The sequence below is a fragment of the Bacillus sp. FSL K6-3176 genome (genome assembly GCF_038003325.1).
Classification (GTDB): Bacteria; Bacillota; Bacilli; order Bacillales; family Bacillaceae; genus Bacillus; species Bacillus altitudinis.
In genome coordinates this window covers 796,157-821,755 of record NZ_JBBOOX010000001.1, presented here as the reverse complement: position 1 = coordinate 821,755, position 25,599 = coordinate 796,157, and the positions used below count along the sequence as shown (strand labels likewise).

Genomic DNA, 25,599 nt, shown 5'->3' with positions numbered 1-25,599 from the left:
AGTTGCTTCATTAATTTCAACTGACCATTATTATACAACAAATACCACTTAATTCATGCAGTTTAACATTCAAAAGCTTCATGATACTTTCAATTAGAAGTAAAAATCAGTAATATAAAGAAAAGAGCCGCTTAAAGGAAGTGAACAAGCGTGGAATATAATATTCATGACACCACCGTACTAAAAGAGGAAATCCTATCTCCTGAGGAAAAAAAGACATGGGTGCTGTATATGAAAGTGCTCACTGCTGCAGGACTTGGAGATGTTTCTGAATGGATGAAGCTTGATATGAGTATGCCTCAAATGAAAGTGCTCATGCTGCTCAATAACCATGGCTCTCTTAAAGTGTCCGAAATTGCTGAAAAAATGGGGGCTTCTTTGTCCAATATGACAGGGCTGCTTGATCGGTTAGAACAATCGAACTTTGTGGAACGAAAGCATTCTGAGCGTGATCGTCGAATCATTGTCGTAGAATTGACAGAGGAAGCGAAAAATATTTTCAGAAGTATTTATCAAAAAGGGCATGAAAAAATTAAAAATTCCCTGCAACGGCTCAATGACGAAGAAAAAGAAAAAGTCAATGAAGGTCTAGCCATTTTAGAAAAAGCACTTCGTCCTGAACGTGGCTAAAAAAGGAAAAAAGACGGTCACTTGAGGTCCGTCTTTTTTCATTCTTCTTTTCCTTGTTTATCTGGGGTGAAAAGATATTGACGAATGACTTCCCGATCATCCCACAGGAGATAACCTAAACCGATAATGAGAAAAATGATGCTGATCCACGTACCGCCTGGGAGTATATCTTCCAGTTCCTCGATCGTTCTTACTGTGCTTACATTTCCACCATAACGAATCTCAAACAAAACGAATTTTGCTATATAAAACAATGCCGCCATGCAGATAAACATAGCGCCGACAATTCTTCTACTAGACATGTGTTGACTCCTTTACTTCCACTGATTTCTTTTGATTAATTCCGTGATATGGGCAAGATGATGCTGTGAATGCCAGACGTACATTCCTGTTGCATCATACAAGGACACCGTTTGTTGATCAGCTGGATGGTAATATGCAGCGTTGAAATCTTCCTCTGTCATCTCGCGAAGTAATGTGACCCATCGGCGATGCAGACTGCTGATTAACGGCAGTGATAGACTGATAGACGCCTTGCTGTCAGGAAGTGAAGCAAATGCCTCCTGATCATATGGACGTATGTGCGGTGTTTCTTATGTCAGCGCAAGTTTAAATCGCAAGTAGGCATTCAGATGGCTGTCCGCTACATGGTGAATGAGCTGACGAACGGTCCATCCTCCTGGCCGATATGGGGTATCCAGCTGATCATCTGTCAATGGGACAACTGCCTCTTCATACTTTTGAGGAATGAGTGCCAGCTCATCAATCCATGCCTCCAGCTGCTTTTTCGTGTGTTGGTCCACCGGTTCATATAAGCCAATCGGATATTGTAATGATGTCATCTGCTGCCCCTCCTTAAAATCCTTCTAGAACAAATTTACCTATCATCTTCCCTTGCTCAAGTGTTTGATGTGCCTGCTTCAAATTGGCGGCATTGATGGGGCTGAGCACCTTTGTTAATGTATGTTTTAACTTCTTCTCTTCAAATAATGTACTCGCTTCCTTTAAAAGCTCGTGCTGCTTCATCATATCCGATGTTTTGTACATCGGCCGTGTGAACATGAATTCCCATACAAATGCAGCACTTTTATTTTTGAGTAATTGAATGTCTAAATGCTGCTGATTTTCAACAATGGTACAGATCGTCCCTTGAGGTTTAATCGCTTCTGCCATCCCTTTGAAATGGCCATCTGTATCATTTAAGCATAAAATGTAATCCACTTCGCCAATCCCTTTTTCCCGAAGCTGCGCTAAGAGCGGCTGGTGATGGTCAATGATATGATCAGCCCCTAATGAGAGACACCATTCATTTGTTTCAGGTCTTGAAGCAGTGGCGATCACAGTTGCTTTCGCTAATTTGGCGAGTTGAATGGCAATGGAGCCCACTCCGCCTGCACCACCGATGATCAGCAGGGTCGAGCCTTCTGCATTCCGCTTCATATGCATTCGGTCGAATAGCGCTTCATATGCCGTAATTGTTGTAAGAGGCATGGCAGCTGCTTCGGCAAAAGAGAGATTTGCAGGCTTTTTCGCCACAATTCTCTCATCCACAAGCTGGTATTCACTATTTGAGCCTTGTCGCGTGATATCTCCTGCGTAATAGACGTGGTCACCCGGCTGAAACAACGTACACGCTTCACCTACTTCCACCACCGTACCGCTTGCATCGTAGCCAAGAATTTTCAGTTCTTCTTCCTTCTGATTCTTCGGTGACCTCACCTTTGTATCCACTGGATTCACCGACACAGCCTCTACTTTCACCAAAATATCCCTGCCAGCTGCTTTGGGCTTTGCCACCTCCTGATCGATCAGGCTTTGTTTATGCTCAATTGGCAAATACTCAAATAATCCAACTGCTTTCACTCGCTCGCACTCCCTTTCTCCATGCTTCTTTTCCACATTTTATCATACATTTCTGATGCTGATGGATCAGTCAGCAAGCGATTGCACATTTAGGATTTCTTCAAAGCCTTTCGTTCCCTCACTATGTAAGAAGGACGAGCCTTTTGTAAAGAGAGGACATAGGTGAACCAGCCGTTCGATTTAAAAAAGTACTGAACATAATAAAACTGAATGTGCTGCAAGAAAACGACGATGAACAGAAAAATTGTGAATGATAGCGTCAAAATGTCTCCCTGCATCCATCCACTGATCAATAACATCACAAAACCGAGCATCATGAGCTGTTCGAGCCTCTGCACGATCTGGACAACGAGATGTCCCCATTTGGTTAGGTCACCTGATTGACGCTTTCGAAAATTTTTCGATTTATAAAACCATACGATACTTGTCACTAGATGATGAATGATAAAAAGAGCGATCATGACCATAAATAAAGGAGTTGATTCAAAAAGGTCTTTTATAATGAATGGGATCACCAAAAAATAAAATGCGGTAAATGCGTGTCTAGCTGATAAGAGAAATAGTTGTTTTTCTATGTATCGCTGCATGTGTCTCACCTCTATATGTAGTACGTCTCATTTGTCATAAGGTTCCTTCTGCCTATCAAAAAAGGATGCCCTGAAAAAGGCATCCTTCATGAATCAAGCTTAAAATGCAGCACTCAGTACGACAGGACCTTGCGGAAGCTTGTTATCCTTTTTTGGTTCAAGGGTGACAGCCACCGTATCCCATGATTCGTTTGCTTCTTTCTCAGATAACGCATAGGTGACGGTGCCCTCCCCTTTGCTATCTGTTTTAAAGGCACCGGCCGGAACGGGCTGATCTCCTTTAATGAGCCATACTTGATAAACAGCTGATGAATCAAGCTGGCCTTTTAATCCGTCGGCACTCACGACAAGCTCTTTTTTGCCGTGATGCTCAATCACTGAAAAAGCACCCGTTGTTTTTGCCGATTCGGCAGATGCCAGTGATTTTGTCGCAACAACTTTGACAGGTTGTTCTGCTTGATCTGTTCCATTTGTTAAGAAATACACGTTCCCAGCTGCAGAAATGAGAAGTAGTGCGGCAACGAGAGGCAAAAGCCATTGATTTTTCTTCTTCATTGGCGGTTTCATCTCATTTGCATCACGAACCATTTTGAGATCTTGAGGCGGGTTCGATGTTGCAGCGATTGTTGTCTCTCGTATCTCTTCTGCAAATACTCTTGATAAAATGCGGTCTTTCATCCCTGCCGGAGGCGTTTCGTCCTCTGCTAGAAACGGAATATCAGACATGAGCGATGTCAGTTCTTCAAGCTCTTCTTTGCAATCCGAGCAATGTTTGATGTGTTCTTCAAACTGCGCCTTTTCTTCTCCTTGTAAATGCCCGTTAAAGTAATCAATGACTTGATGTTTACACTGAGTCATGCCTCTTCCTCCTTTCCTCCGCGAGACAGTTTCGTTCGTAAATGCTTCAATGACAATCGAACTCTTCCCTTCACCGTTCCAATAGGAATGCCAAGTTTTTCCGCAATGCTCTTTTGTGTCATTCCTTTAAAATAGACATCTTCGATGATGGTTTGCTGTTCTTTCGACAATGTTGATACTGCTTCACGTATGATTTGTTTTTCTTCGTTCCATTCTACTTCTTTTGACACATCTTCTTGATGATCTGCCAAGTATTCAATATGCTCATCTTCAAGAGCTGTTTCATTTCGGTGTTTCCTTAATAGATCAATTGCCGTGTTTCGTGACATCATAAATAACCATGAGGAAAATTTCCCTTTATCTGTATTGTATTCTCCTATGCCGCGCCAGAGCTTGATAAAGACTTCTTGAAGCACTTCCTCCGCTAGCTCACGGTTTCCAGTCATTTTATAAATAAACGAATATAACACACGTTCATAGCGATCATACAATATTTCAAGCGAGGGCTTGTGTCGATCATGTTTGATCTTGTGATACAGCTCAAAATCCTTCAGTGTGTCCATGGTCATCTCCTTCCTTTTTCATGAGAAAGAGCATTATGCATTCATCATGAAATCTTCACGTATGGCTCATCACTCAAATTGCTGAGATAAGCCTCCTTTGTACTTTACTCTTTTTTCAAGGAGAAAAAAAGAGCGCTGAAAAAGGAAATGTGTTCCTCATGAGAATGTACTTACTAAACGGATGGATTGACCATTTGGATCACCCACCTCAAGGAAAGTCAAGAATGCATGTGTTTCATTCACTGTTCAGTTGATTTTAGCAAACTCTCGTCAGGCTCTCAATTTACATCAGGTAGAACGCATCCTTTCATCATGTCATAATAGAACGAAACAGGAGAACTGGAGTGTCCGAAAATGATTGTAACGATTGTTCTTTTTTTATTAGCTGGTCTGGCTGAAATAGGCGGCGGTTATCTTGTCTGGCTGTGGCTGCGTGAAGCAAAACCCGTCAGCTACGGAATCGCAGGTAGCCTCATCTTGGTCGCTTACGGCGTCATTCCTACATTCCAGCAGTTCCCGACCTTTGGGCGGGTTTATGCGGCCTATGGCGGTGTTTTTGTCGTTCTCGCTGTGTTTTGGGGCTGGTGGGTCGATCGCAAAACCCCTGATCTGTACGACTGGGTGGGTGCTTTGATCTGTTTAGCTGGTGTCAGTGTGATGTTATTTGCCCCCCGCAGTTAATGGTCGGATGATGATCACACGCTAAAAAGCCGGCAATATGCCGGCTTCAGATTGTTGACAAAGGGCTAAAATGAACTTTATTTTAGCCCTTTGTCTTCTTTTCAGCGTGATAGAAAACCTTTGCAGCCCTAGGAAGGACGAGCATCGGCGCGGAGCGAATTTGACATTCGTGAGCACCGAAGCGCAGGACTGACACCGAATGCGAGGGTTTGTCTACACGCTGAGCCGGCAATATGCCGGCTTTTCCTCTTTTACATTCTAAACTGTGTTTCATACAAACGCCGGTACATCCCGTCCATTTCCAGCAGGTCTTCATGCCCGCCTTGCTCCTTGATGCCCTCTTTTGTTAAAACTACAATCCGGTCAGCATGCTGGATGGTCGCTAGGCGATGCGCAATAATAAACGTGGTTCGTCCTTCAGATAGTTCTTCAAGTGAGCCCTGAATAAAGGATTCTGTCTCCGTATCCAGTGAAGATGTGGCTTCATCTAAAATAAAAATTGGTGGATTTTTAAGGAAAATACGTGCAATGGAGATACGCTGTTTTTGTCCACCAGATAACATCATTCCGCGTTCACCGATGATCGTATCAAGCCCATTTGGCAAGCTATTTACAAGATCCTTCAGTTGGGCTTTCTCCACTGCCTGCCACACTTCTTCATCAGATGCATCGAGTTTTCCGTATAAAATGTTTTCTCGGATGGTCCCATGGAATAAATAAATATCTTGCTGCACGACACCAATTTGTCTACGCAGCGAAGGCAGTGTCATCTTTCTTGTCTCTATGCCATCAATTGTAATGGTTCCCTCCTGCCATTCGTAAAAGCGTGGCAGTAAACTGCAAAGCGTCGATTTTCCAGCACCAGAGGGACCTACGACCGCAATGGTCTCTCCTTGTTTCACCTCAAGATTGATGTCATGAAGAACCGGTTTGTCTAATTCATATTGAAAAGACACGTGCTCAAAAACGATATCCCCTTTCAACTGATCAACTTCAATGGCATCATCCGCGTCCTTTTCATCTGGCGATTGATCGATGAGTGATGCAAATCGTTTAAAGCCCGCTGCACCTTTTGGATACATTTCAATGACTGCATTGATTTGTTGAATGGGTCCTAAGAAGATGCCTGTTAATAGCACAAATGACACAAATTCCCCATACGTCATATTTTTTTGCAGCACAAACCATGCGCCGCATACAAGGCCAAACACTGTCACACTCTTAATAAGAAAATGACTAACAGCGGTATGCACAGCCATCATTTGATATGTGGTTAGCTTTGTCTTTCTAAATTGCTCGTTATGTTCAATAAATCGGTCCATTTCATGTGATTCATTTCCGAATGCTTTCACAACCCGTATGCCACTAATATTGTTTTCCACACGTGAATGGAATTGACCAATACTCGAGAACATTTTATCAAAAGCAGCAGACATTTTTTTCGTAAAGTAGACGGATAATCCGATCAAGAATGGAACGACAATAAATGTGAGAACCGCCAGCTGCCAATTAATCGACAGCATCAAACCAAAGGCACCTGTGAGTGTCATCACAGCGATAAATAAATCCTCCGGGCCATGATGCGCGATTTCTCCAATATCCATTAAATCATTTGTCATACGGGACACGAGTTTTCCCGTTTTCTTTTTGTCAAAGAAGCGAAAGGACATTCTTTGTACATGAGAAAATAGCTGATTCCTCATATCCGTTTCAATATTAATGCCTAATTTGTGCCCAAAATAGGTGACGACATAATGCATCGTAGAGCTGATCACGTATAAACTGAGGAGCAGAATGCCCCAAAACCAAATGGCATCCCAATCACCATTTGGCAGCAAATCGTCCATCACTTTACTGATGGCAAGGGGAAAGGATAATTCGAGTAAGGCTGCCAGTACCGCACAGGAAAAATCTAATATAAACAGCCCCATATATGGTTTGTAGTATGAGAAGAAACGCTTTAACAATTGACAGACCTCCTACCGATCAGACATTTCTGTCAATATGTCAGCAAACTCTTCCGCTTGATTGGCTACTGCAATCGGATCGTAAGGCCAGAAGAACTCTGTATCCATTTGATAGGTCTGCTCTTTTTTGACAGATTCTAGACTCTTCCAAATAGAATTGTTTTTATCAAATGTTCCGCCGTTGCTTTCATCAATGAAAATGTAATCTCCTGCATATTCAGGAAGGGTTTCATACGAAATGACTTCATACCCTGTCTTACTTTTTAAAATTGTATCTCTGACCTGTTTTGGCGGGTTTACCTGTAATTGCTGATATAATGCCTGCCCGCCTCGATAAATTCCGTTACCATATACATAGACATCATTTTTAAAAGCACCCATGATCGAGACCGTTTCATTCTCTTTTAAAGCAGACTTCACTTTTTTCCTAGCAGCCTCAATTCGTTGATCGAAGGCGGTGAGGAATGCTTTTCCTTCCTCTTCTTTATTTAAAATTTTTGCCAGCGTCGTTAATTCTTCATGTACATCTTTGAAAGAACCGTAAGGATACACGATGGTAGGGGCTATTTTTTTGTACACATCATAGACTTTTTCATCCTGTACCGCTGTGATAATCAGATCAGGCTTTAAGCTAAGTGCTTTTTCAGCTGAACGCTCGTCACTGATGTCCTCTATTCCTTTTATCTTGCCCTTTAAGTGTACGTTCTTTAAATCCTGCGTTGTCGATCCAACAGGCTGAACGTCAAGTGCAATCACACTCCCTAAATATCCATCTACGAGAATTCGTTTAGGTTCAGCTGGAATCTCTATCTTTCCTTTCACTGTTTCAACCGTTTTCGTTTCTTGCTTTGATTCTGCTGTTTTGGTCTGTTCTTTATTGCCACAAGCCGTCAATATCATTAGAAGAATGACAGCACATATCCAATACGTCTTTTTCATCTCCATATTCCTCCTTCATTTTCGCCACTACAAATGAGAATAGTTATCAATTACTAGTCTCATGTATTCTATCAACCTCATCTGTCGTGGTCTATGGAGGATTCTCGCAACTTACATATGGACAATTGTTGGATAGGCTGGCTGTGTCAATTGAGAGACAAACCGGTCCATTAAAAGAAGTGCACGCTCTCCTTCATCAAATCGAAACTCCTCCAGTTTTACTGGATAAAAGGTACCATTTTTCACAGCCGATAATTGACGAAGAACATCACTTTCTTCCATTCGCTTGTCCATTTGCCTATACCACCCATATTGGTCAGAGACAATAAAAAACATATGATCCGCCTCGTATTCTCCAAGTCTCTCTAAAGGAATGACTGTATGTTGATTAGGAAGAAGAACTTCTTCTAAAATGGCTTTTGGAGGTTTTAAGCCAAGCGTTTCGTAAAGATAGAAGGCACCTCTTGCCTCATAGGACCACATATACACTTTGTCATGTCCTCTCATTTCATAGATTGCAACGGTCTCGCCTTTTTCTCTAAAGGAAGACAGGGTGTTTCTTGCCTGTTGACTATGCTGTTCAAATCGTTTCACCCAATCGTTTGCCTCATCTTCTCTTCCTAAAAGGCGTCCTATAGACAGTACATCTTGTACAGCATGATGACCGGCGTATGGCAGAACAAGAACAGGTGCGATTTGCTCCAATCGCTTGATCAATGCAGGTTTTGAATAATAATAGTTAGGGACGATGATGACATCTAATTGAAGTGATTTAAAGACGTCATCAGGCGTGTGTTCATTTATGACGAGCGAACTAGCCAGATGTTCTTTGAGTATATCTGAATGGAGATCGGTTTCTTCGTCAATACAAACAGGCTCAATGCCTATTGCAACCAATGACCCGACAAATTGAAAAGCAGCAATCCGCTCTGGTCTTCGGTTCATTCGAAACTGACTGGGCGTTCTTCCTGTTTTTTGACGGAACTTCCTGCTGAAATATAAACTGTCTGCATACCCGACTTGCCGTGCTATGATTTGAATTTGATCGTCTGTTTGTAAAAGACGTTTTTTGGCTTCGTCTATTCGAATTTGTGCAATGTATTCTGTCACACTCATCCCCATACTTTGTTTGAAAAAGGTAGAAAAGTAACTCTCATGAAACCCCATCTTATGAGCTAAGTCTTTTCTTGTTAGTTTTTGATCATAATGCTCAGCCATATACTGCAAGATCATGTTAATTGAATAATGCACTTTTTCGTTGTATGGCTTGGATTGTTTGCGGAAAATGAACATGATTTCTTCCAGCCATTTCGCCTGTTCTTGTATGATTTGGCTCGTCTGTATTTGTTTGATGTAAGAAAAAAGGACGGCAGAGCCTTTCACCACTTCACCGTTATCAGGGAGGTCATCGTGATTCACCTTATAGACCAATTCATTTTGTGCATCATGTGCCAGAGTGAATTGATCAAATGTGACAGTATAGATCACCACTTGCTCGCTGGACAAAGATTGAATCATGACATCTATACCTGAGCGGATCAATACACTGTCTTTGGCGTTTAGCTCATATCGAATTCCTTCCATATCAAGTCTCACCGCACCGTCCGTTGTCAAGAACATCAGTGAAGATGTTTGCCATGAGTCCGTTTGTTTCACAGAAAGAGATCGTTTACTGCTTTCTTTCATGCGAAGAATTGTATGAGTATAGGCGGTCATTTTCTCTTTCTCCTTCCATATAAAAAAGTGCTAAAATAAACCATTTTAGCACTTCAATGTCTGACTGAATGGTGATTATCGCGCTCCAGCCGTTTGTAATTCTTTGTTTTTCTCTTTAAAGCGTTCATTATGTGAAGACACGTACGCTACTTTTTCTGCTTCTGGTTCGATGTATAGCTTTGCGCTATTGAGTGCATTAACTCCATCAACAAACGTACCGGCAATTAAACGCACTTTACTTTTATGTGTGCATAAGTCGCCAACTGCATAGACGCCAGGTAAATTGGTTTCCATCTTTTCATTGACCTCGATGAGTCCCCACTCACCTTGCTTCAGTCCCCATTCTGATAGAACGCTTAAATCACCTTTCATGCCATGATTGACGATGACAGCATCGGTTTCGATTCGTTCGATGCCGCCTGTTTCTAAGTGCTGAATGGTGACGGCTTCAATTTTGTCACCTTGACCATGAAGCTCTGTGAGTTCATGCGGTGTGAGAATGCGAGCACTAGATGCTTTCATGTTGGCGACGTTTTTTTCATGTCCGCCAAACATATCACGACGATGCACAACGGTCACACTTTCAGCAATTGGAACGAGGGCATTTGCCCAATCAACAGCTGAATCTCCGCCTCCAGAGATGACTACCCGCTTTCCTGCAAACGTCTTTAGCTCCTGCACGGTGTAATAAAGGTTTGTTACCTCATAACGGTCTGCATGCTCGATTTCAAGTTTTCGCTGAACTGGAATTCCGTGACCCATGGCTAAGATGAGGGTCTTTGTCAAATGACGATCGCCATTTTCAGCCATCAGCAGGATATGACCATGCTCATCCCGCTCGAATTGCGTGATTTTTTGATTCAACGCAATCTCTGGTTCAAATGTTTTCGCCTGTGTTTCTAGCTGCTGAATCAGCTGTTCACCTCTTGTTGGCGGCAAACCGCCCACATCCCAAATGACTTTTTCAGGATATAGAAGGATTTTTCCGCCAAGACTTTCGTTATACTCCAGTACCTTCGTCTTTAAATCCCGCATCCCACTATAAAAGGCGGTGTACATTCCTGCTGGACCGCCACCAATAATGGTGACGTCAAACAATTCAAGCTGATCTGTCATTTGAGTCCCTCCGTTTTTCATTGAATGATCTATTTATCGTTGATATTGATTCTCATTATCATATGTATCTATTGTAGTCTACTGTAGCGAAGGGAATCAATAGCTTTCTATAAAAAAAGAACAGGACGAGCATTTACTCGTCCTGTCAGCGTGTAGACAAACCCTCGCATCCTTTGTCAGTCCTGCGTTCCGGTGCTCACGAATGTCAAATTCGCTCCGCTCCAGTACTCGTCCTTCCTAGATTGCAAAGGTTTTCTATCACGCTGAAACGAAGACAAAGGGCTAAAATAAAGTTCATTTTAGCCCTTTGTCTTCGTTACACAATCGTTAAACCGAGGTCCTTTAGTTCAAGAGAGACAAGCCTTGCAATCGCATCTGCCCCTTCTTTCGTAAAATGTGTGCGATCCTCAATGCCTGTCGACAACATGAAGAAAGACGTCGTTTTCTCTATGCCGGAAATTTGATAAAACTGGAGACTAACTGTATTTAAATCAACGAGAAGAACTTCTTCTTCATCGGCTAGTTCTTTCATCGCGGCACAGTAATCAGGAAAATCGTTGATATATTCTCCGTCTTTCTCATGAAAACGTCCGACAGGGGTTAACAAAAGCGGTGTTGCCCCTTTTGCCCTTGCTCCATGAATATATTGTGACAAGTAACTTTTATACGTTGTAAAAGGCTCTGTATGACGCTCTGGCTTCTCCTTAGAAGCATCATTGTGTCCCATTTGTGTGAAAAGCCAGTCTCCCGGCTGAATGACGGACAATATCTGATCAAGGCGTCCTTCTTCAATGAATGTCTTTGAACTTCTTCCACCGATCGCCCGATTCTCGACTTTGACATCATGCGCTGTATAACGGTGTAAAAACTCTCCCCATCCTCCTTGAACAGGACGATCCGGATAAGATGAAACGGTTGAATCACCAGCTAAATAGATGGTTGTCATGTTCATACGCCTCCTTTTTCATCTAGCCACTCTAATAAGCGATGCGGACATCCAAGTGGCTGCTGAAAAGATATGAAACAATCAGCATCGCTACTTCATTCATTCTCTTTTTAATGATCAAAACCCTGCTTACCGGTAGATGTGAATACGTTAAATATGCGGCGGAAGTTCTACTTTTGTCTCAACAGCTTGCTTTAACGCCTGAAGCATATAGCCAATTCCTTTATATGGAGCCAGCGGATAAATCGCTGTCTGATGAGGAAGTAATAACGGATCGATCACCTTTCGATATTTTTTTCCACCTAGTATCACTAATTCATCATATGCAGTGAGATGTTTTTCATGAAATTGCTGATTTAGTGCTTCTCTTGTTATCTGATCAGTATGCGGTGTACCAAAAGCCACATCATAATTTTCATGAATAATATCATCTGCCTTTAAGAATCCATGCTTCGCTGAAATGATTAGGTAGTCTGAAAAGAATGTTTGAGCATAGATTTTTGTTCGCCGATGCAGCGGACTCAAGTAGACGAGACCCGCTGGCTGGCTTCCTGCCTCTGGATTCACGTCCCATATTTTCTTCGCCCCACATGGAATGATACAAACTCGCTTCACTTGATTTTCTCCTTCCTTCGTTTATACATCCGATACAACATACAACCTAGCGCTGTGCCAAATGTATTTAAGAGAATATCATCTATATCGCTGCTTCTTGTAATCATACCAGATTGTGAGAATATCCATTGAAGCACTTCAATTATTGTTGACAAGAAAAAGCCAGCAAGAATTGCCTTTTGCCAGCGCAAGGTTCGGAATGCTTGATAAAGAAAAAAACCAAGTGGCACAAATAACAAAATGTTCCCTGCCAAATTTAAAAAAACAAGATTGGGATAGCCATGATGATAGGCATGGAGATTTTGATAAATGGACTGCAAAGGCATGAGGTTGACACTCACCTGATCCCTTGGTGCGGAAAAACGATTAGGAAAGACCGTCAAATATAATAAAACATTTGTATACATAAACAGACAGGCAAGAACGATTTCAGTTCGTAAATAGATAAACCGTTTTTGTTTTTTCGCCTGTCTGTATCTCATATGTAAATAAAGCGGGACGAGCAAGAGAAAATAAGTCATGGAAAACATCGCACTGAATGTCATACGGAGAGCTGCCCCTTTCTCACATCATGCTTGACCATATTTACAGCTTATTCAGGCCTGCCCGCATCTATTCATCACTTATTCTCCTATTCAATGACGAGAAACCCATATTGACAAATCGTCAGTTTTCCGCTAAACTGACTGACATTCAGTCATTTTAAGGTCGGTGATCCTGTGTCAAAACGAGAAAAAATTATGCTTGCTGCTATTGATGCCTTTAAAGAGAAGGGAATTGAAAAGACGACCATATCGGATATTGTGAAAACAGCAGGAGTAGCGCAAGGAACGTTTTATTTATATTTTCCTTCAAAGCTGTCTGTCATGCCTGCCATCGCTGAACATCTGATCGCACAGATGGTGCCTGCGATCGAAAAGGAATTAACTCAGCATGCAGATGTCCTCGATCAAGCAGATGCGCTTGTTGAATTCATTTTCGCTTTTACAAGGCAATACCGTGATGTCCTTGCCCTCACCTACTCAGGTTTAGCTGCCACCGAGCATTTAAAGGAATGGGAAGATATTTATGAGCCGATTTACAAATGGGTCGCTTCTTTTTTAGAAAAGGCAAAGCAGGACAAAAGAGTCCGTGCGAACTTGAATTGTCAATATGCTGCGAAATTCATTATCGGTTTACTTGAATCATCAGCTGAGCAAATGTACTTATTTACAGAAACAGATACAGAAGAGGTTCTGATTCAAAAGCAAGAGGTCAAGCAATTCCTTCTTTACGCACTCGGCATAGAGACACCTTAACTTAGTACAGCACTTGCTGTACGCTCTTTTTTGGCTTCAAAATGACGAATCGTCAGTTTTCAGTTTTAGGAGGAAATACGATGAAAAAAAGCTGGATGTATGTTGCACTCACATGTTTATTTGAATTACTTTGGGTGTTTGGTTTAAATAGAGCTGATGCTGTGTGGGAGTGGGCGATCATTATCTGCCTGATCCCGGTTGATTTTTATTTTTTAATGAAAGCTTGCGAGAAGCTGCCGACTGGGACTGTGTACGCCGTGTTTGCCGGAGTTGGAACGATTGGTACGTCTTTGATGGATTATGCGCTGTTCGGCGGTTCGTTTTCATTAGAAAAGCTTTTATTTATGGGCATTTTAATTCTCGGAATTATTGGACTGAAAGTGTCTGATGGAGATGCACATGAGCAGAAAGGAGAAGCGGTATAAATGGGCTGGTTTTTTGTACTGTTAGCCTCTGCCTGCGAAATTGGCGGAACCATTGGTCTCAATATGTTCAGTAAGAAAAAGCAACTCACGACAGGCATTTTATTTGTCGGCGGATTTGCCTTATCCTTTTTGTTTTTGTACGCCTCGTTCTCTTCCGTTCAAGTCTCCGTTGCCTATACGGTTTGGATTGGACTTGGAACAGCGGGTTCTGTCTTGTTTAATATGATTCTATTTAAAGAGCCAAAAAACATGATTCGTATCCTCAGCTTGCTGCTGATTGTGATTGGTGTGGTTGGGCTGAAGTTGTTTGCGTAATAGAAAAAGCAATGGAATAGATTAACCATTGCTTTTTAAGTTAATTTTTATACTTTTCTTGGTACGCTTTAAATTGTTCTTCGTATTTTTGCAACTTTTCCCCATCGACTTTTGAATTTAATTTCGGTTTCCGCTTTCCAATCACCATTACATCTTTATCTACAATAGGACTTGATAAAAAGATGTATGGCGCAAAACGATCACACTTCGTATTTGGAAGGGTTACGGATAATCTAGCATATTCTTCTGTCGGGAATTGGTTTGAAATGTCAAGCTCCTTGAGCCCCTCTAATGCCGATATTGGTTCTAAAGACTCATCCTTCACTTTTATATTTGATAAGCACAGATATTTTAAATTCTTAAGGTATCTTAAAGGTTGTAGAGTATTTAAATTTAATGTATTCCAAATCCCGCCTGACAATTGCAACCATTCTAAACCAGTGTTTTTTTGCAAAGGAGCTATGTCATTCAACTTTGAAAAATCTGTTAAGGATAAAGATTTTAAAAAAGTGTTTTTTGATAGATCCCATAAACTTTGTGTCTTTGTATTCCATTCAAGTGCCAATACCTCAACATCTTGAAGAGAACTGATGATTGATAAATCTTCTACTCTCAGTTCACGCATATAGAGCATTTTGGGATTAACTAAGCTCAAGATCGTATTGAATTCCTTTTGGCTCACTTTGTAAATCCACAATTTCGTGAGGTTAGAAAAAGAGTTCAACCTTTCAATATTTTTTGTTTTTCCTGTGATTAACAACTCGGTGGCATTTTCATCTACATCGGCTAAATCATGAACAACTTCTGGTTGGGCATCATGACGAAAAATATAATCAGGGTCTTCTTTGAGCATTCTTTTACCTCCACACCTACTAATGATGGATATCTAAATGAATTTTATCAGAGTTTTTCCGAAGAAACAGGGAAAGGGATAAAATCGAGATGGTCTTCTTTGGTCCGTTTAACCACAATCCACCGATGATTACGTCTGTTTTCAATCCATTTTATAAAATCTTTTTCATCTAAAATATGGAGCAACAATATATCAACGACTTCGCTTTCACTATACTCCATATATTCTGCACAGGTCTTGACGATAGCTCGTACTCTTTCATATAAACAAATAAAAGAACTCCAATTCATATACGAATTAGAGTTCTCATTATATAACTAATACAATTTTCCCACCTTAAAACCGAACCCGTTAATCAAAGCCCTTCCTTTTTTATTTCTCGTTTAATGTGGATCATGCTGCTCAAGCAAGAGATCCATTGCGTAAATCGATTCGCCTTTTTCATCCAATAAAAAGTACACAATCAAAGGCTCTCCAAAGGACCCTGTCTGCTGCGTGAACAAAACACATGTGAATTTTTCAATACCTGTCGGAAGCTTTCTTCTTAATAAAGGATGAAGAATAGGCGAAGTCCGAATTGTATCTATATCCACATCCCAACGTTCGTTTTTTAAAGTGGGATAATGCTCTGATAACAATTGGTGTAACATGTCGGTCGTGAACGCTGCTTTTCCATCGAACCCATCATCTATTATGTTGGTGTTATACATCCGACGGTTGCTTATCCTTTGAAGCATTGATTCGTATTCCTTTTAAGACAAAGCGTTTCTGGCCATCAAGTGTACAAGTGATCAATGTCAGTTCTTTTATCCCGCGATCCTTTAGTACATCAACATCCGTCGGTTCGATCGTAGCTGAGCTGACAATTTTATATTCGTATGTTTCAGCTTGATGACGTAAGACGACTTTTTCTCCTTTCGGCACCTCTGGTAGCTGCCGAAAAAGCCGGTCGCCTCTATACCCTCTATGGCCTGCAATCGTGAAATTTCCTTCACCTGGCATTTGATGAGATTTGATTTGAGTCAGTGCAATACCTAAATTTTCTTTTGATGTAACAGGAAGCACTTTTTCGTTTAAATCAATTGACGGGATCTCAAGCTCCATCGTATCTCGCAGGTCTTCTTCTGACACAGTTAAATGTGGAATAGAAGAAAGGGCATCACTGTCATTTTCTTCAATCATTTTCAATGCCTGTTCCATGGCTGCTGTCTCCTGAGAAGTTCGCCACTCATATAGAAAAGGAACGGAGATTAGCATTAGTCCCGCGACCACCAAAAAGCTGCCTAATAAGGTTCTTTTTTTCATCAATACACTCGTTCCTTCCTTTTACTGAATGGTTCTTCTTCTGACAACAAGAAGAACAGTTCCAGACACTACTAGTAAAATCCCTGCATACATCAAATAACGAAGCCATTCTTCCCCAGTCTTTGGCAGCTCCCCGTTTGAGTTTGAGCCATGAGGTGGATGTTGATCCCCTTGATCTGAAGCTGGAGGATTCGTGTGGTCCTCTTCATTCTTCATTGGAGCATTTTTTACAATCAATGTCTTGATCTCCACTTCGCCCATTTGAATTGTAAAAGCGAGTGGTTTCTTTAACGCTACATAACCATTTGGAGCTTTCGTCTCTGTGAGTGTATATTCACCAGGTTTAAGCCCTTTGACAATGGCTTCTCCGTCTTTTCCTGTTGTCACAGATTTGATGATTTTCCCGGCTTTTGTACGAATGTCAAAGGCTGCACCTTTTAAGGTTCTATCTGTCTGCTGGTCTACCTTTATGATACGCAGACTTCCTAAAATCAAGTGATTCTTCGCTGTTAATTGAAGAGGCTTCTGCTGATTTTTCTCAATCGTAAACCGGATCGGCTGATCATCTAATTCATAGCCGTGAGGCGCTTTCGTTTCAACGAATTGATATTCTCCCGGTTTTAGATCGTTGATGTGAAGCTTTCCTTTTTGATCCGTTACAAGTGATTTCTTCAACGTTTTCCCGTCTTTACTTTGAAGAGCAAACTCTGCGTTTTCCAGCGTGTGTCCTTCAGCATCCACTTTGGTCAGTTCCACTGCTCCAGGCGTCAGTTTGTTGATCATTTCTACTTTTGCTGGTTTGTCTTGACCTAATCGAATCGTAAATGAGACAGGTGTCTGATCCAATTCATAGCCGGCAATGCTTGCTGTTTCGACAAATCGATAGGTTCCTGGCTTCAGTTGATCGACTGTCAGTTGACCGTTTTTGTCTGTCTTTAAGTCTTTCTGAATACGCTGATCATGCTCATCCATCAGATCGAAGGTCACCCCAGCGAGCAACTGACCATCTTCTCCTTTTTTCTGAAGCTTCACAGCACTTGTCGTGCGAATATTTTCTTTTGTCACTTTGACCAGTTGATTTGGATTGAAATCAATCTTGAAGTCTACTGGTTCTGCATCAAGTTGATGTCCAAAAGGAGCCTTCGTTTCAACCAATTGGTAAGCGCCTGGTTTCAAATCGTTGACAGTGATGATGCCTTTTTCGTCGGTTGTTAAACCTGACAGCAATTCTTTACCATTGTCATTGAAAAGTGTAAATTCTGCGCCTTTCAATCTTTCTTTTTCTTCCCCTATTTTTGTTAGTTCTACAGAACCTTTCTTGAGCTGATTGATCGCCTCCACTTGAATCAATTCTTTTTGACCTAATTCAACTTTAAAGACAAGTGGTTTCGCACTCAATTCATAGCCTTCAAGACTCTTTCTTTCAACAAATTGATAGGTTCCAGGTTTTAAACCTGTGAAGGTAATCTTTCCATCCTGATTGGTTGTAATCCCTTCTCCTCCTGCCACTATCTTTCCTTTGGCATCAGATAGATCAAAGACAACCCCTTCTAATGATTTCCCATCTTCACCTTTTTTGTGTAACAGCACTCCGCCAGTTGTGCGGCTATTTTCTTTTGTCACACTGACCAGCTTCTCAGGGTTAAATGGCATAGCAAAAGTGACAGGTGTTTCGTCAAGCTCATGACCGAATGGCGCCTTCGTTTCAACAAACTGATAGGTTCCAGGTTTCAGATCGTTGACGATGATTTCCCCGTTCTCATCTGTGACGAGACCTGTTTTTATCTCTTTTCCATTTGCATCTACTAGCTTGAATTCTGCTCCTTCAAGCACATCATTCTTTTCACCGAGTTTCGTGAGCTCGACAGCTCCAGTTTTGAGATCATTGATCACTTTGATCTCTGTCGGTTTTTTTTGTGCGATTTCGATGGTAAACGGATAAGGTTTATTTTTCTTTTGGTAACCATCAATACTCTCTGTCTCTACAAGCTGATATTTGCCCGGTTTGAGGTTGTCGACCAAAATCTTCCCATCTTCATCTGTTGTCAAATCTTTACGCACGACTTTGTCATTTTGATCCAAGACTTCAAATCGAACACCTTGAAGCTTCTTGCCATCTTCCCCTTCTTTCATCACTTCTAATCCACTTGTTTCATAGAGGTTCTTTTGTGAAATGATGACTGGTTCTTTTGGATCGAGTGGTACTTCAAATGTGATGGGTGTTTCATCTAATACATAACCATCGGGTGCTTTTGTTTCGATGAGCTGATACGTACCCGGTCTTAGTTCGTTAATCGTGATCTTGCCATCTTCTCCTGTGACAAGCGCACCATTTAGCTCATGCCCATCTTGATCTAAGAGCTTGAACTCTGCACCTTCTAGTCTCTCTCCGCCTTCACCTATTTTGCTCAATTCAGCAGAGCCTTTGATGATGTCATTTACAGCCGTGACAACCGTTGTTTCTGTTTGATTTTCTTTAATGGTGAACGGCCATTTTTGCTGATTTAATTGATAGCCTTTCGGTGCGTTTGTTTCAACAAAATAATAGGAACCTGGCTCAAGATGTTTGAATAGGATTTCTCCTTTTTCGTCCGTTTTCAAGTGGGTTTGGACGGTATCTCCAGATTCATTTTTCAGTTCAAATTCTGCATTTTCTAATGCCGCACCCGTTTCTTTATCTTTTTTCGTGAGCTTCACATGCTGGCGGATTTCTTGGTTTTGCACCGTCATGCTATTTCCTGTTTTCGTTTGATCTCCTGATTCGTAAGGCTGATCAATCGTGACATTGGTCGGTTCCTTCGTTTTCAAATAACCATCAGGTGCTTTCTCTTCTGTCACGATGTAGTCACCATACAGAAGACGATCAAATCGAAGAGCTCCTTCTTCATCTGTTGTCTTTGTTCCAATGACGATACCGCTCGCAGCATCTGTCAGAGAAAAGGTTGCTCCTTTTAGCGCTTTTCCACTACTCGCATCTACCTTTTTAATGGTTAAAGCGCCAATCGCTCCTGTGCCATCTCCCATGCCAGCGGTACGTTTGACCACAATTGAGGCTTCGGATTCCTTTTTGATTTCTTTTACATTTTCACCTCTAAACGTTACTTCGTTTTGAAGTGTACTTCCCACCTTATCTAAAATGAGAGATTGGTATTCTAAAATATAGGGTCTCGTGATTTCTTCTTTAAATTTGATTTGAAAAGAATCTGGATCAAATTCAAGGTCTAGTTCATAATCCTTCCCTTTTTCCAGCTCATCCTTTTTGGTCACTTGCCCCTTTTCATCTATTGTTGTCGAATACAGATGAAATGAGTTTTCTATTATGGCTTGGTTACTGCTCGGATGGTCGATAATCGTCGCATCTTGGACTGTTGATTGACCAAAGTTGATATTCAGTTTCCAATCAATGACTTTCCCTTGTTGATTTCCTGATTTGCTCGTGTATTTCCCTCCATTTGGAATGGACACCACAGCATTCACGTCTGATTCTTTCGTCTTTCCATCATAAAGGGTCGCTTTATTTTCGTAGGTTTTCTGTACTAAATCCATTCCTTCAACACTTGTTTGATACGTGATTTTGTATGGGGAATCAATGGCATGTTTGAAAATGACTTCGAAGCCTGATTCTCCCTTTTCATTTTCGAGGAATTTGATGTCATAATGTTCTTTCGCTAATACCTCTTTTTCTTCCGCACCATTTTCCCCGCCTTGTAAATCAAGCGAGTAGACAATGATTGAATCTTTAAGCAAACGCTGATTTCCTTGAATGAAATCCTCGATTTTCGCCTCTTCTAGATGTTTCAAATTATAGTTCACACCGATATTCCATGTGATCTCTTTTTTCTTTGCATCATATGTTCCATTCTTGAACCCATTTGACTGCGTGTATGTGTCAGGCGTAAAGACAGATTGGTTTTCCTTCGTCAAATCCTTGCCATCTTCATTTACCCATTCAAGTTTTACATGGTTACGCAGGTTCTTTTGATCTTTATCTGCTCTTTTTTCATAATCAAAAGACGTTGTATATGTGATGGTATGTTCTGTCTTGATTTCTTTCGTAAATTGAATATCAAATCCATTTGCATGTTCAACGATTTGATAATCTGTGCCTTCTTCAAGCACTGTATTACCTGTCGTCACTTTTAAACTATCTTTTTGCAGCGTCAATCCTTCGTTTGTAAACGTATCTTTTAATATCACGTTGTTCATGGTTTGTTGATCTTTGTTGAAGATGATACGCCATGGAATGGTCTTGTTCTTGTAATTCGGTGTTCCATGATTTTTCGTTAGGATTTGCTGGTCAATTCTTTGCTTCCCTTGTTCGCTCTCTTTGCCAGCTGTTACAGTATTGATAATGTCTTCAGCTTCGAAAATTCGCTCGGTTGCTTTTGTTTGATATGTGATCAGGTAAGCCGATTGGATATCTTGATTGAATTGCAAGGTAAACCCGTTTTGTTCATCCTTTTTTTGAGGTTGAACCACATAATCTTCAAACGCTTTTGTTCCTGATTCTTTGCCATTCTCATCAATTGTGACTTCTTTGACTTGAATTGAATCAGATATTAGCGCCTGTGTACCGTTAAAGAAGTCTTCTATTAAAGCATCCTTTTTAGCCAACTTTTTTTCGTTATAGTTATACCGAATTTCCCAAGTAATCGTTTGAGTGACTGGATCGTAGTGGGCGGCTTTTTTATTTAAAGGACTGCCTCTTGTCACATTCACTGTTCCTTCTGCTGAACTAATCTCTTTATCAGCAGAGACAAGGGACGCTTTATTACGAAACGCAGACTGATCTTGATTCGTAATGTCCGTTTCATACATTAAACGGTAAGCGAGATGCACGTCATCTTTAAATTCGATCGTGAAATCTTGACCATCTGCTGTTTGGCCGATGGTGTAGTGGTTTTCGTCAAGCAGCTGTCCAAGCGATGTTTCACCATTTAGTTTTGTATCTACACGATAAAGCTTGATTGAATCTTTTTTTAACGCTTGACCTTCTTGAATCGGATCTAACAGTTTCGCTTGTTTCACATCATCTAAGTCCATATTAAAATCGACTGTCCATTGAATGGTTTCAGCATTGTAAGAACGATTGGGTTCTCCCTTTTTAGAGACATTTGGACCATTTGGAATGTATTGAATCGGAATTGATATCGTATCTTTGCCTTCAATCGGGGTAATCACCACTTCTTTTTCTTCAGTGATCACTGTTTGTTTATCTAATTGTGTCCATACTTGAAGTGTTCCTTGGATATTTGAATATTGTTTAATAAAATCTGTGAACTCGATGGAGGCATTTCCGCTTTCATCTACAGAAAAATAACCGATGATCGATTGATTAAATTTCATCTCGAGTCGATCGATTTTTTCGTAAATGACTAATTCCTCTGGAACCTTGAAATGGAATTCATCCCCGCCATTATAGTTATGACCATTCGGGATGGCCCACTTATAGTTAATGGAAATCAGTGAGTTGACGTCAGGCTTATCAACTGAATTACCTTCCTGATCTTCAAAAATTAATTTCGCATCAGTAAGGAGATTTTCTTGTATCTGCATTTGTTTTGAAACACTTTGCAGCCCTACACGATTAGACACATTCACTTTGTTTTTTAGTAACTCATCTTCATCGCTTTGTGTCTTTTGAACAGTTTCTTGATTGTTAGCAGCTTTGTCTTTCGCCGATGAGGTTGAATCATCTTTTGAAAGATTTTCTTTATGCTCATTTTGCTTTGTTTTCTCTTTTTTCTCAGCTATACTGGTGACGTCAATATCTATAGATCCTTCTAAATTCGGATCAAGCTCAATATCCTCATTGAATGTGACAGTCACTTCATTTTGTTGTGAAACGGTATACTCACCAACAGGGATGTCATCGACAGTAATGAGTTCTTTCTGCTCCTTCTCTACCTGCATGACTGAAGGAAGAGAGAGAATATACGGATATTGCTTTTTGAGATCAATTCCTTTAATAGACCAATGCACAATGGCCTTTCTAACTTGCTGATCTTCTATGTTTGATAACTTGTTGCCTTCGCTATCAGCAAACTCAATATTCCCATAAATATTCTCTTGAATGTCTTTAGCTTGTGCCCCTGCTAAAGGCAAGATTCCTAATATACTAGACTGTATGACTAACATGGTCATCAGTGCCACCGACAATATTCTTTTCAATACATCCACCCTTTTCTACAATTATTTTTCAACAACGATTAAAAAATCATTTGTATACTGTCTGATCAATCACTCCGCTTCTGATCAAATTTTTCTAAAAATTGCACCTTAAGACCCTATGAATAAAATGAGTTGATCAATCATGAGTTTGAAAGGTCATCATGAGTAGTAGATATAGTAGCTGGATAGGGGTCTATAGCAATGGGGAATAGTGAGAGGGAACATGAAAAGAATAGATGTGAATTTTTCTATTTATACTGGAATGAACAACAAATGATTAGTACATGCATATATAAGCATGTATTCACATATAGAACGTTCATATAAAATAAGCATGTATCATATGGTATGTATGGTGAGATAGTTCAGCATCATATAGATCGCATTCCTTCTACTCCCTTCCATATGGTAATCAAAAAGCCGATGCTTTTTATTCTTACATTTACCGTTTAAGCAGCAAAAAAATAAACAAAATGATCCATTTTTATAGGATTCATGGCATACTTATCACCTTTTAAAAGAAAAATATGGAGAATCAGCGAATAACATTTGTTTTCGTCTAATTTTTTTCTCTTTTATCGTCAAAATTGAAGACAAAACGATTTAGGCAAAACATTACAATCATTTCATGCCTATTTTGAGCTCAAATGTTCTTCATCTGAACTTCATAATATATAGAGGCAAGTCAAAGGAAGGAGTTAGTTGTTTGATGGAACTCATTGATAATAAATCAAAGAGATGGATAAACATTTTAAAATTGCTTGTATCCAAAAATAAGTGGTGGAGCCTTCAAGAGATATCGAATGAACATATCGGTTCTGTTCGAGCCATTCAAAGCGATTTAGAACAAATGAAATCGTTCCAAACCGAGAACGGAGAACCGTTAATCCACATAAAGCCAAGACAAGGCATATCCATTTGTAATACGCAGACGATACGAGTGGATTACTATATCAAAGAAATTCTAAAGGATACGATTGAAATTCGATTGATTGACGGCATTTTTTTTGAAGAAAACAGATCTTTCTATGAATGGATGGAAACGCTGAATATCAGTAGATCCACATTGTATAACACGATTCATAAAATCAACTCGATCCTTACATCCTATGACATCGAGTTACGCCCAGATAGTATGCAGTTTCATGGGAATGAGAAGGAGATTCGTCAATTCTTTGTTGAATTTTTATTTGAAGTGTATGGAAGCCGCCTTTGGCCATTTGATGATATTCAAAAACAAGACGCAGTGAATTTATTACAAGAACTATTTCAGGTGCTCGAAGTCAATGTACCAGATGTCGCGATAGATAAATACTGCCTGTGGTTCGGCGTTTCTATTCACCGAATGCGAAAAGGTTTTACAATCAGCCGTAAATATACATACTCAATGAATGAGGAAAAACAAACCTCTACAGCTAAAGGAATCTATGATCAAATTAGAAGATGGGAAGAGCACATCTGCCGAATGGCCAAAGACGTATTTGATGTGACGCTGGATCATCATGAATTTGTCTTTTTGCTATTGATCGAACCAGCTATTGGACACTTTAAATCAATTGAGTCTGTCGAAGAAAAATTGACGTTCTTTCAGTCGCATACACCACGCCTCTATGATGCCATTCATTCATTTATCACCCAGTTGGAGTCGATTTTTCATCAAGAAATAGCGAATCGCAAGGTGATGACACTCGTTCTTCTCCAATATTATGTGTATTCCAATGAAATTACCGTGAGAGATGGATTCCTTTTCAAAAAGAAATCGAGCTATTTATCAGAGGTGAAAAAACAGTTTCCTTACTTCTATTCGAGGATTACTCATATCATCCAAGAGTTAAAAACAGACGATATCCTCGCTTCTTTTGTGAAAAATGAACGGGAATTGATTCGTATGATTACATCTTCCTGGAGAGGACTTGTTCATTTGGAGATGGAACGGAGAAACGCGCTGAACATTTTTGTTACTTCAACATTAGGCTATTATCATAGTTTGTTTATTGCTGATTTAATTAAATTAAGTGTGCCTCCTCTCATTCACATTTTCACAAGTCCAGAAAATACGTTAAATGATGTCACGATGGATCAACTTGGGATTGATATGATTGTGACCGATACTGAGCTTCCTCTTCAGTACGGGCGATCTACGCTGCTGATCAGCTCTTTTCCAACAAAAAAAGAATTGGACAACTTGCACCGCAGATTGGTTGATATGACAAACTGATGTTCATCATAAAAAAAGCTGCTGAGACAAGCTCAAGCAGCTTTTTGGTTCTGTATTAATGAAGCACGATTTGTTCATTCATCAAATCAATGGCGTAAAGCGATTGCCCATATTCATCTAATAGAAGGTATACTTTGAGCGGGGCAGTGGTTTGATCTGTTTGCTGCGTGAATAGGACACAAGTGAATTTTTCAATCCCATCTGGCAGCTTGCTTTTCAGAAAAGGATGAAGAATAGGAGAGATTCGAAGGGTATCAACATCTTTCAGCCAAAGCTCATCTTGTAACGCAGGATAATGGTCAACCAAAAACTGACGAAACACTTCCAATGTACTCAAGGTAGATATCCTCACTTTCTTCTAACTTGGCTTCAAACTCACCTAAAAACAAACGGAACCAACTCATCATATGATCTCGGTACACGTATTTTCGCATACGGCTTGAGACATGATCACTCACTTTTTAGACTTGATACTGTAGATCAACTGTACTGTCACGAATGTTTAATATGTATAACGTTTCCTATGTCATCTC

23 protein-coding genes and 1 pseudogene are annotated in these 25,599 nt (G+C 40.4%); 6 read left to right on the top strand and 18 right to left on the bottom strand.

Features of this window, described 5'->3' with window-relative positions; genetic code table 11:
• Positions 1-150: 150 nt before the first annotated feature.
• On the top strand, positions 151-630 hold the full coding sequence (locus MHB38_RS04105; RefSeq protein ID WP_008341672.1) for a MarR family transcriptional regulator: 480 nt from the start codon (positions 151-153) through the stop codon (positions 628-630).
• A gap of 38 nt (positions 631-668) precedes the next feature.
• Here the strand turns inward: MHB38_RS04105 and MHB38_RS04100 are convergent, their stop codons facing one another.
• From MHB38_RS04100 to MHB38_RS04075, 6 genes and pseudogenes are all read right to left on the bottom strand, one after another.
• Positions 669-932, bottom strand: a complete 264-nt coding sequence (locus tag MHB38_RS04100; RefSeq protein WP_035391285.1) for a hypothetical protein — start codon at positions 930-932, stop codon at positions 669-671.
• A 12-nt stretch (positions 933-944) separates the two neighbouring features.
• Positions 945-1,472, bottom strand: a pseudogene (locus tag MHB38_RS04095) (YfiT family bacillithiol transferase).
• A gap of 13 nt (positions 1,473-1,485) precedes the next feature.
• Positions 1,486-2,493: a zinc-binding alcohol dehydrogenase family protein gene (locus tag MHB38_RS04090; RefSeq protein WP_341002505.1), complete on the bottom strand. Its 1,008-nt coding sequence runs from the start codon at positions 2,491-2,493 to the stop codon at positions 1,486-1,488.
• Between the two features lie 89 nt (positions 2,494-2,582).
• Positions 2,583-3,080 carry a hypothetical protein gene (locus MHB38_RS04085; RefSeq protein WP_202734634.1) on the bottom strand — a complete coding sequence of 166 codons (498 nt, stop codon included), beginning with the start codon at positions 3,078-3,080 and terminating at the stop codon, positions 2,583-2,585.
• A gap of 99 nt (positions 3,081-3,179) precedes the next feature.
• Entirely contained in the window at positions 3,180-3,938 is a 759-nt protein-coding gene (locus tag MHB38_RS04080) for an anti-sigma factor (RefSeq protein ID WP_202734635.1), read from the bottom strand.
• A complete protein-coding gene (locus tag MHB38_RS04075; protein WP_008341682.1) occupies positions 3,935-4,501 on the bottom strand; it encodes an RNA polymerase sigma factor in 567 nt (188 codons plus the stop codon). Before MHB38_RS04075 ends, MHB38_RS04080 begins: the two co-directional genes overlap by 4 nt.
• Positions 4,502-4,855: 354 nt before the next feature.
• Between MHB38_RS04075 and MHB38_RS04070 the strand changes: the two genes are divergently transcribed.
• On the top strand, positions 4,856-5,182 hold the full coding sequence (locus MHB38_RS04070) for a YnfA family protein (protein ID WP_008341684.1): 327 nt from the start codon (positions 4,856-4,858) through the stop codon (positions 5,180-5,182).
• Positions 5,183-5,433: 251 nt separating this feature from the next.
• Here the strand turns inward: MHB38_RS04070 and MHB38_RS04065 are convergent, their stop codons facing one another.
• The 7 genes from MHB38_RS04065 to MHB38_RS04035 all read right to left on the bottom strand — a co-directional run bounded on the left by MHB38_RS04065 (position 5,434) and on the right by MHB38_RS04035 (position 13,026).
• Positions 5,434-7,149, bottom strand: a complete 1,716-nt coding sequence (locus tag MHB38_RS04065; protein WP_202734636.1) for an ABC transporter ATP-binding protein — start codon at positions 7,147-7,149, stop codon at positions 5,434-5,436.
• Positions 7,150-7,161: 12 nt separating this feature from the next.
• Positions 7,162-8,088 carry an ABC transporter substrate-binding protein gene (locus tag MHB38_RS04060; protein ID WP_202734637.1) on the bottom strand — a complete coding sequence of 309 codons (927 nt, stop codon included), beginning with the start codon at positions 8,086-8,088 and terminating at the stop codon, positions 7,162-7,164.
• 111 nt (positions 8,089-8,199) lie between these two features.
• Positions 8,200-9,804 (bottom strand): helix-turn-helix domain-containing protein, encoded by a 1,605-nt coding sequence (locus MHB38_RS04055; protein ID WP_202734638.1) that lies wholly within the window; start codon positions 9,802-9,804, stop codon positions 8,200-8,202.
• A 75-nt stretch (positions 9,805-9,879) separates the two neighbouring features.
• Complete coding sequence (locus tag MHB38_RS04050; RefSeq protein ID WP_202734639.1) at positions 9,880-10,920, bottom strand: NAD(P)/FAD-dependent oxidoreductase; 1,041 nt, start codon at positions 10,918-10,920, stop codon at positions 9,880-9,882.
• Between the two features lie 316 nt (positions 10,921-11,236).
• A complete protein-coding gene (locus MHB38_RS04045; protein WP_008341695.1) occupies positions 11,237-11,866 on the bottom strand; it encodes a rhamnogalacturonan acetylesterase in 630 nt (209 codons plus the stop codon).
• 150 nt (positions 11,867-12,016) lie between these two features.
• Positions 12,017-12,481: a DUF6884 domain-containing protein gene (locus tag MHB38_RS04040; protein WP_202734640.1), complete on the bottom strand. Its 465-nt coding sequence runs from the start codon at positions 12,479-12,481 to the stop codon at positions 12,017-12,019.
• Positions 12,478-13,026 carry a VanZ family protein gene (locus tag MHB38_RS04035; RefSeq protein ID WP_202734641.1) on the bottom strand — a complete coding sequence of 183 codons (549 nt, stop codon included), beginning with the start codon at positions 13,024-13,026 and terminating at the stop codon, positions 12,478-12,480. Before MHB38_RS04035 ends, MHB38_RS04040 begins: the two co-directional genes overlap by 4 nt.
• A gap of 174 nt (positions 13,027-13,200) precedes the next feature.
• On the opposite strand from MHB38_RS04035, the gene MHB38_RS04030 reads away from it, so the two are divergent.
• The 3 genes from MHB38_RS04030 (at position 13,201) to MHB38_RS04020 (ending at position 14,519) form a co-directional block, all read left to right on the top strand.
• Positions 13,201-13,779, top strand: coding sequence for a TetR family transcriptional regulator (locus tag MHB38_RS04030; protein WP_129548443.1), 579 nt, complete (start codon positions 13,201-13,203; stop codon positions 13,777-13,779).
• 80 nt (positions 13,780-13,859) lie between these two features.
• Positions 13,860-14,204, top strand: a complete 345-nt coding sequence (locus MHB38_RS04025; protein WP_003217798.1) for a DMT family transporter — start codon at positions 13,860-13,862, stop codon at positions 14,202-14,204.
• On the top strand, positions 14,205-14,519 hold the full coding sequence (locus MHB38_RS04020) for a DMT family transporter (protein ID WP_007496650.1): 315 nt from the start codon (positions 14,205-14,207) through the stop codon (positions 14,517-14,519).
• Positions 14,520-14,559: 40 nt separating this feature from the next.
• Here the strand turns inward: MHB38_RS04020 and MHB38_RS04015 are convergent, their stop codons facing one another.
• From MHB38_RS04015 to MHB38_RS04000, 4 genes are all read right to left on the bottom strand, one after another.
• Positions 14,560-15,372, bottom strand: a complete 813-nt coding sequence (locus MHB38_RS04015) for a leucine-rich repeat domain-containing protein (RefSeq protein WP_336738248.1) — start codon at positions 15,370-15,372, stop codon at positions 14,560-14,562.
• A 383-nt stretch (positions 15,373-15,755) separates the two neighbouring features.
• Complete coding sequence (locus MHB38_RS04010; protein ID WP_202734643.1) at positions 15,756-16,082, bottom strand: hypothetical protein; 327 nt, start codon at positions 16,080-16,082, stop codon at positions 15,756-15,758.
• Positions 16,075-16,572 carry a class D sortase gene (locus tag MHB38_RS04005; protein WP_234922842.1) on the bottom strand — a complete coding sequence of 166 codons (498 nt, stop codon included), beginning with the start codon at positions 16,570-16,572 and terminating at the stop codon, positions 16,075-16,077. Before MHB38_RS04005 ends, MHB38_RS04010 begins: the two co-directional genes overlap by 8 nt.
• Positions 16,573-16,698: 126 nt before the next feature.
• On the bottom strand, positions 16,699-22,857 hold the full coding sequence (locus MHB38_RS04000; protein WP_341002491.1) for a SpaA isopeptide-forming pilin-related protein: 6,159 nt from the start codon (positions 22,855-22,857) through the stop codon (positions 16,699-16,701).
• Positions 22,858-23,557: 700 nt separating this feature from the next.
• On the opposite strand from MHB38_RS04000, the gene MHB38_RS03995 reads away from it, so the two are divergent.
• A complete protein-coding gene (locus MHB38_RS03995; protein WP_202734645.1) occupies positions 23,558-25,066 on the top strand; it encodes a helix-turn-helix domain-containing protein in 1,509 nt (502 codons plus the stop codon).
• Positions 25,067-25,121: 55 nt separating this feature from the next.
• Here the strand turns inward: MHB38_RS03995 and MHB38_RS03990 are convergent, their stop codons facing one another.
• Positions 25,122-25,403, bottom strand: a complete 282-nt coding sequence (locus MHB38_RS03990) for a hypothetical protein (RefSeq protein WP_017366847.1) — start codon at positions 25,401-25,403, stop codon at positions 25,122-25,124.
• Positions 25,404-25,599: the final 196 nt, after the last annotated feature.

Excerpts from the sequence above, each read along its gene's own strand:
- MHB38_RS04100 (WP_035391285.1), bottom strand. The coding sequence starts at position 932 with ATGTCTAGTAGAAGAATTGTCGGCGCTATGTTTATCTGCATGGCGGCA.
- MHB38_RS04085 (WP_202734634.1), bottom strand. The coding sequence starts at position 3,080 with ATGCAGCGATACATAGAAAAACAACTATTTCTCTTATCAGCTAGACAC.
- MHB38_RS04080 (WP_202734635.1), bottom strand. The coding sequence starts at position 3,938 with ATGACTCAGTGTAAACATCAAGTCATTGATTACTTTAACGGGCATTTA.
- MHB38_RS04075 (WP_008341682.1), bottom strand. The coding sequence starts at position 4,501 with ATGGACACACTGAAGGATTTTGAGCTGTATCACAAGATCAAACATGAT.
- MHB38_RS04070 (WP_008341684.1), top strand. The coding sequence starts at position 4,856 with ATGATTGTAACGATTGTTCTTTTTTTATTAGCTGGTCTGGCTGAAATA.
- MHB38_RS04060 (WP_202734637.1), bottom strand. The coding sequence starts at position 8,088 with ATGAAAAAGACGTATTGGATATGTGCTGTCATTCTTCTAATGATATTG.
- MHB38_RS04055 (WP_202734638.1), bottom strand. The coding sequence starts at position 9,804 with ATGACCGCCTATACTCATACAATTCTTCGCATGAAAGAAAGCAGTAAA.
- MHB38_RS04050 (WP_202734639.1), bottom strand. The coding sequence starts at position 10,920 with ATGACAGATCAGCTTGAATTGTTTGACGTCACCATTATTGGTGGCGGT.
- MHB38_RS04045 (WP_008341695.1), bottom strand. The coding sequence starts at position 11,866 with ATGACAACCATCTATTTAGCTGGTGATTCAACCGTTTCATCTTATCCG.
- MHB38_RS04035 (WP_202734641.1), bottom strand. The coding sequence starts at position 13,026 with ATGACATTCAGTGCGATGTTTTCCATGACTTATTTTCTCTTGCTCGTC.
- MHB38_RS04025 (WP_003217798.1), top strand. The coding sequence starts at position 13,860 with ATGAAAAAAAGCTGGATGTATGTTGCACTCACATGTTTATTTGAATTA.
- MHB38_RS04020 (WP_007496650.1), top strand. The coding sequence starts at position 14,205 with ATGGGCTGGTTTTTTGTACTGTTAGCCTCTGCCTGCGAAATTGGCGGA.
- MHB38_RS04015 (WP_336738248.1), bottom strand. The coding sequence starts at position 15,372 with ATGCTCAAAGAAGACCCTGATTATATTTTTCGTCATGATGCCCAACCA.
- MHB38_RS04010 (WP_202734643.1), bottom strand. The coding sequence starts at position 16,082 with ATGTATAACACCAACATAATAGATGATGGGTTCGATGGAAAAGCAGCG.
- MHB38_RS04005 (WP_234922842.1), bottom strand. The coding sequence starts at position 16,572 with ATGGAACAGGCATTGAAAATGATTGAAGAAAATGACAGTGATGCCCTT.
- MHB38_RS03995 (WP_202734645.1), top strand. The coding sequence starts at position 23,558 with ATGGAACTCATTGATAATAAATCAAAGAGATGGATAAACATTTTAAAA.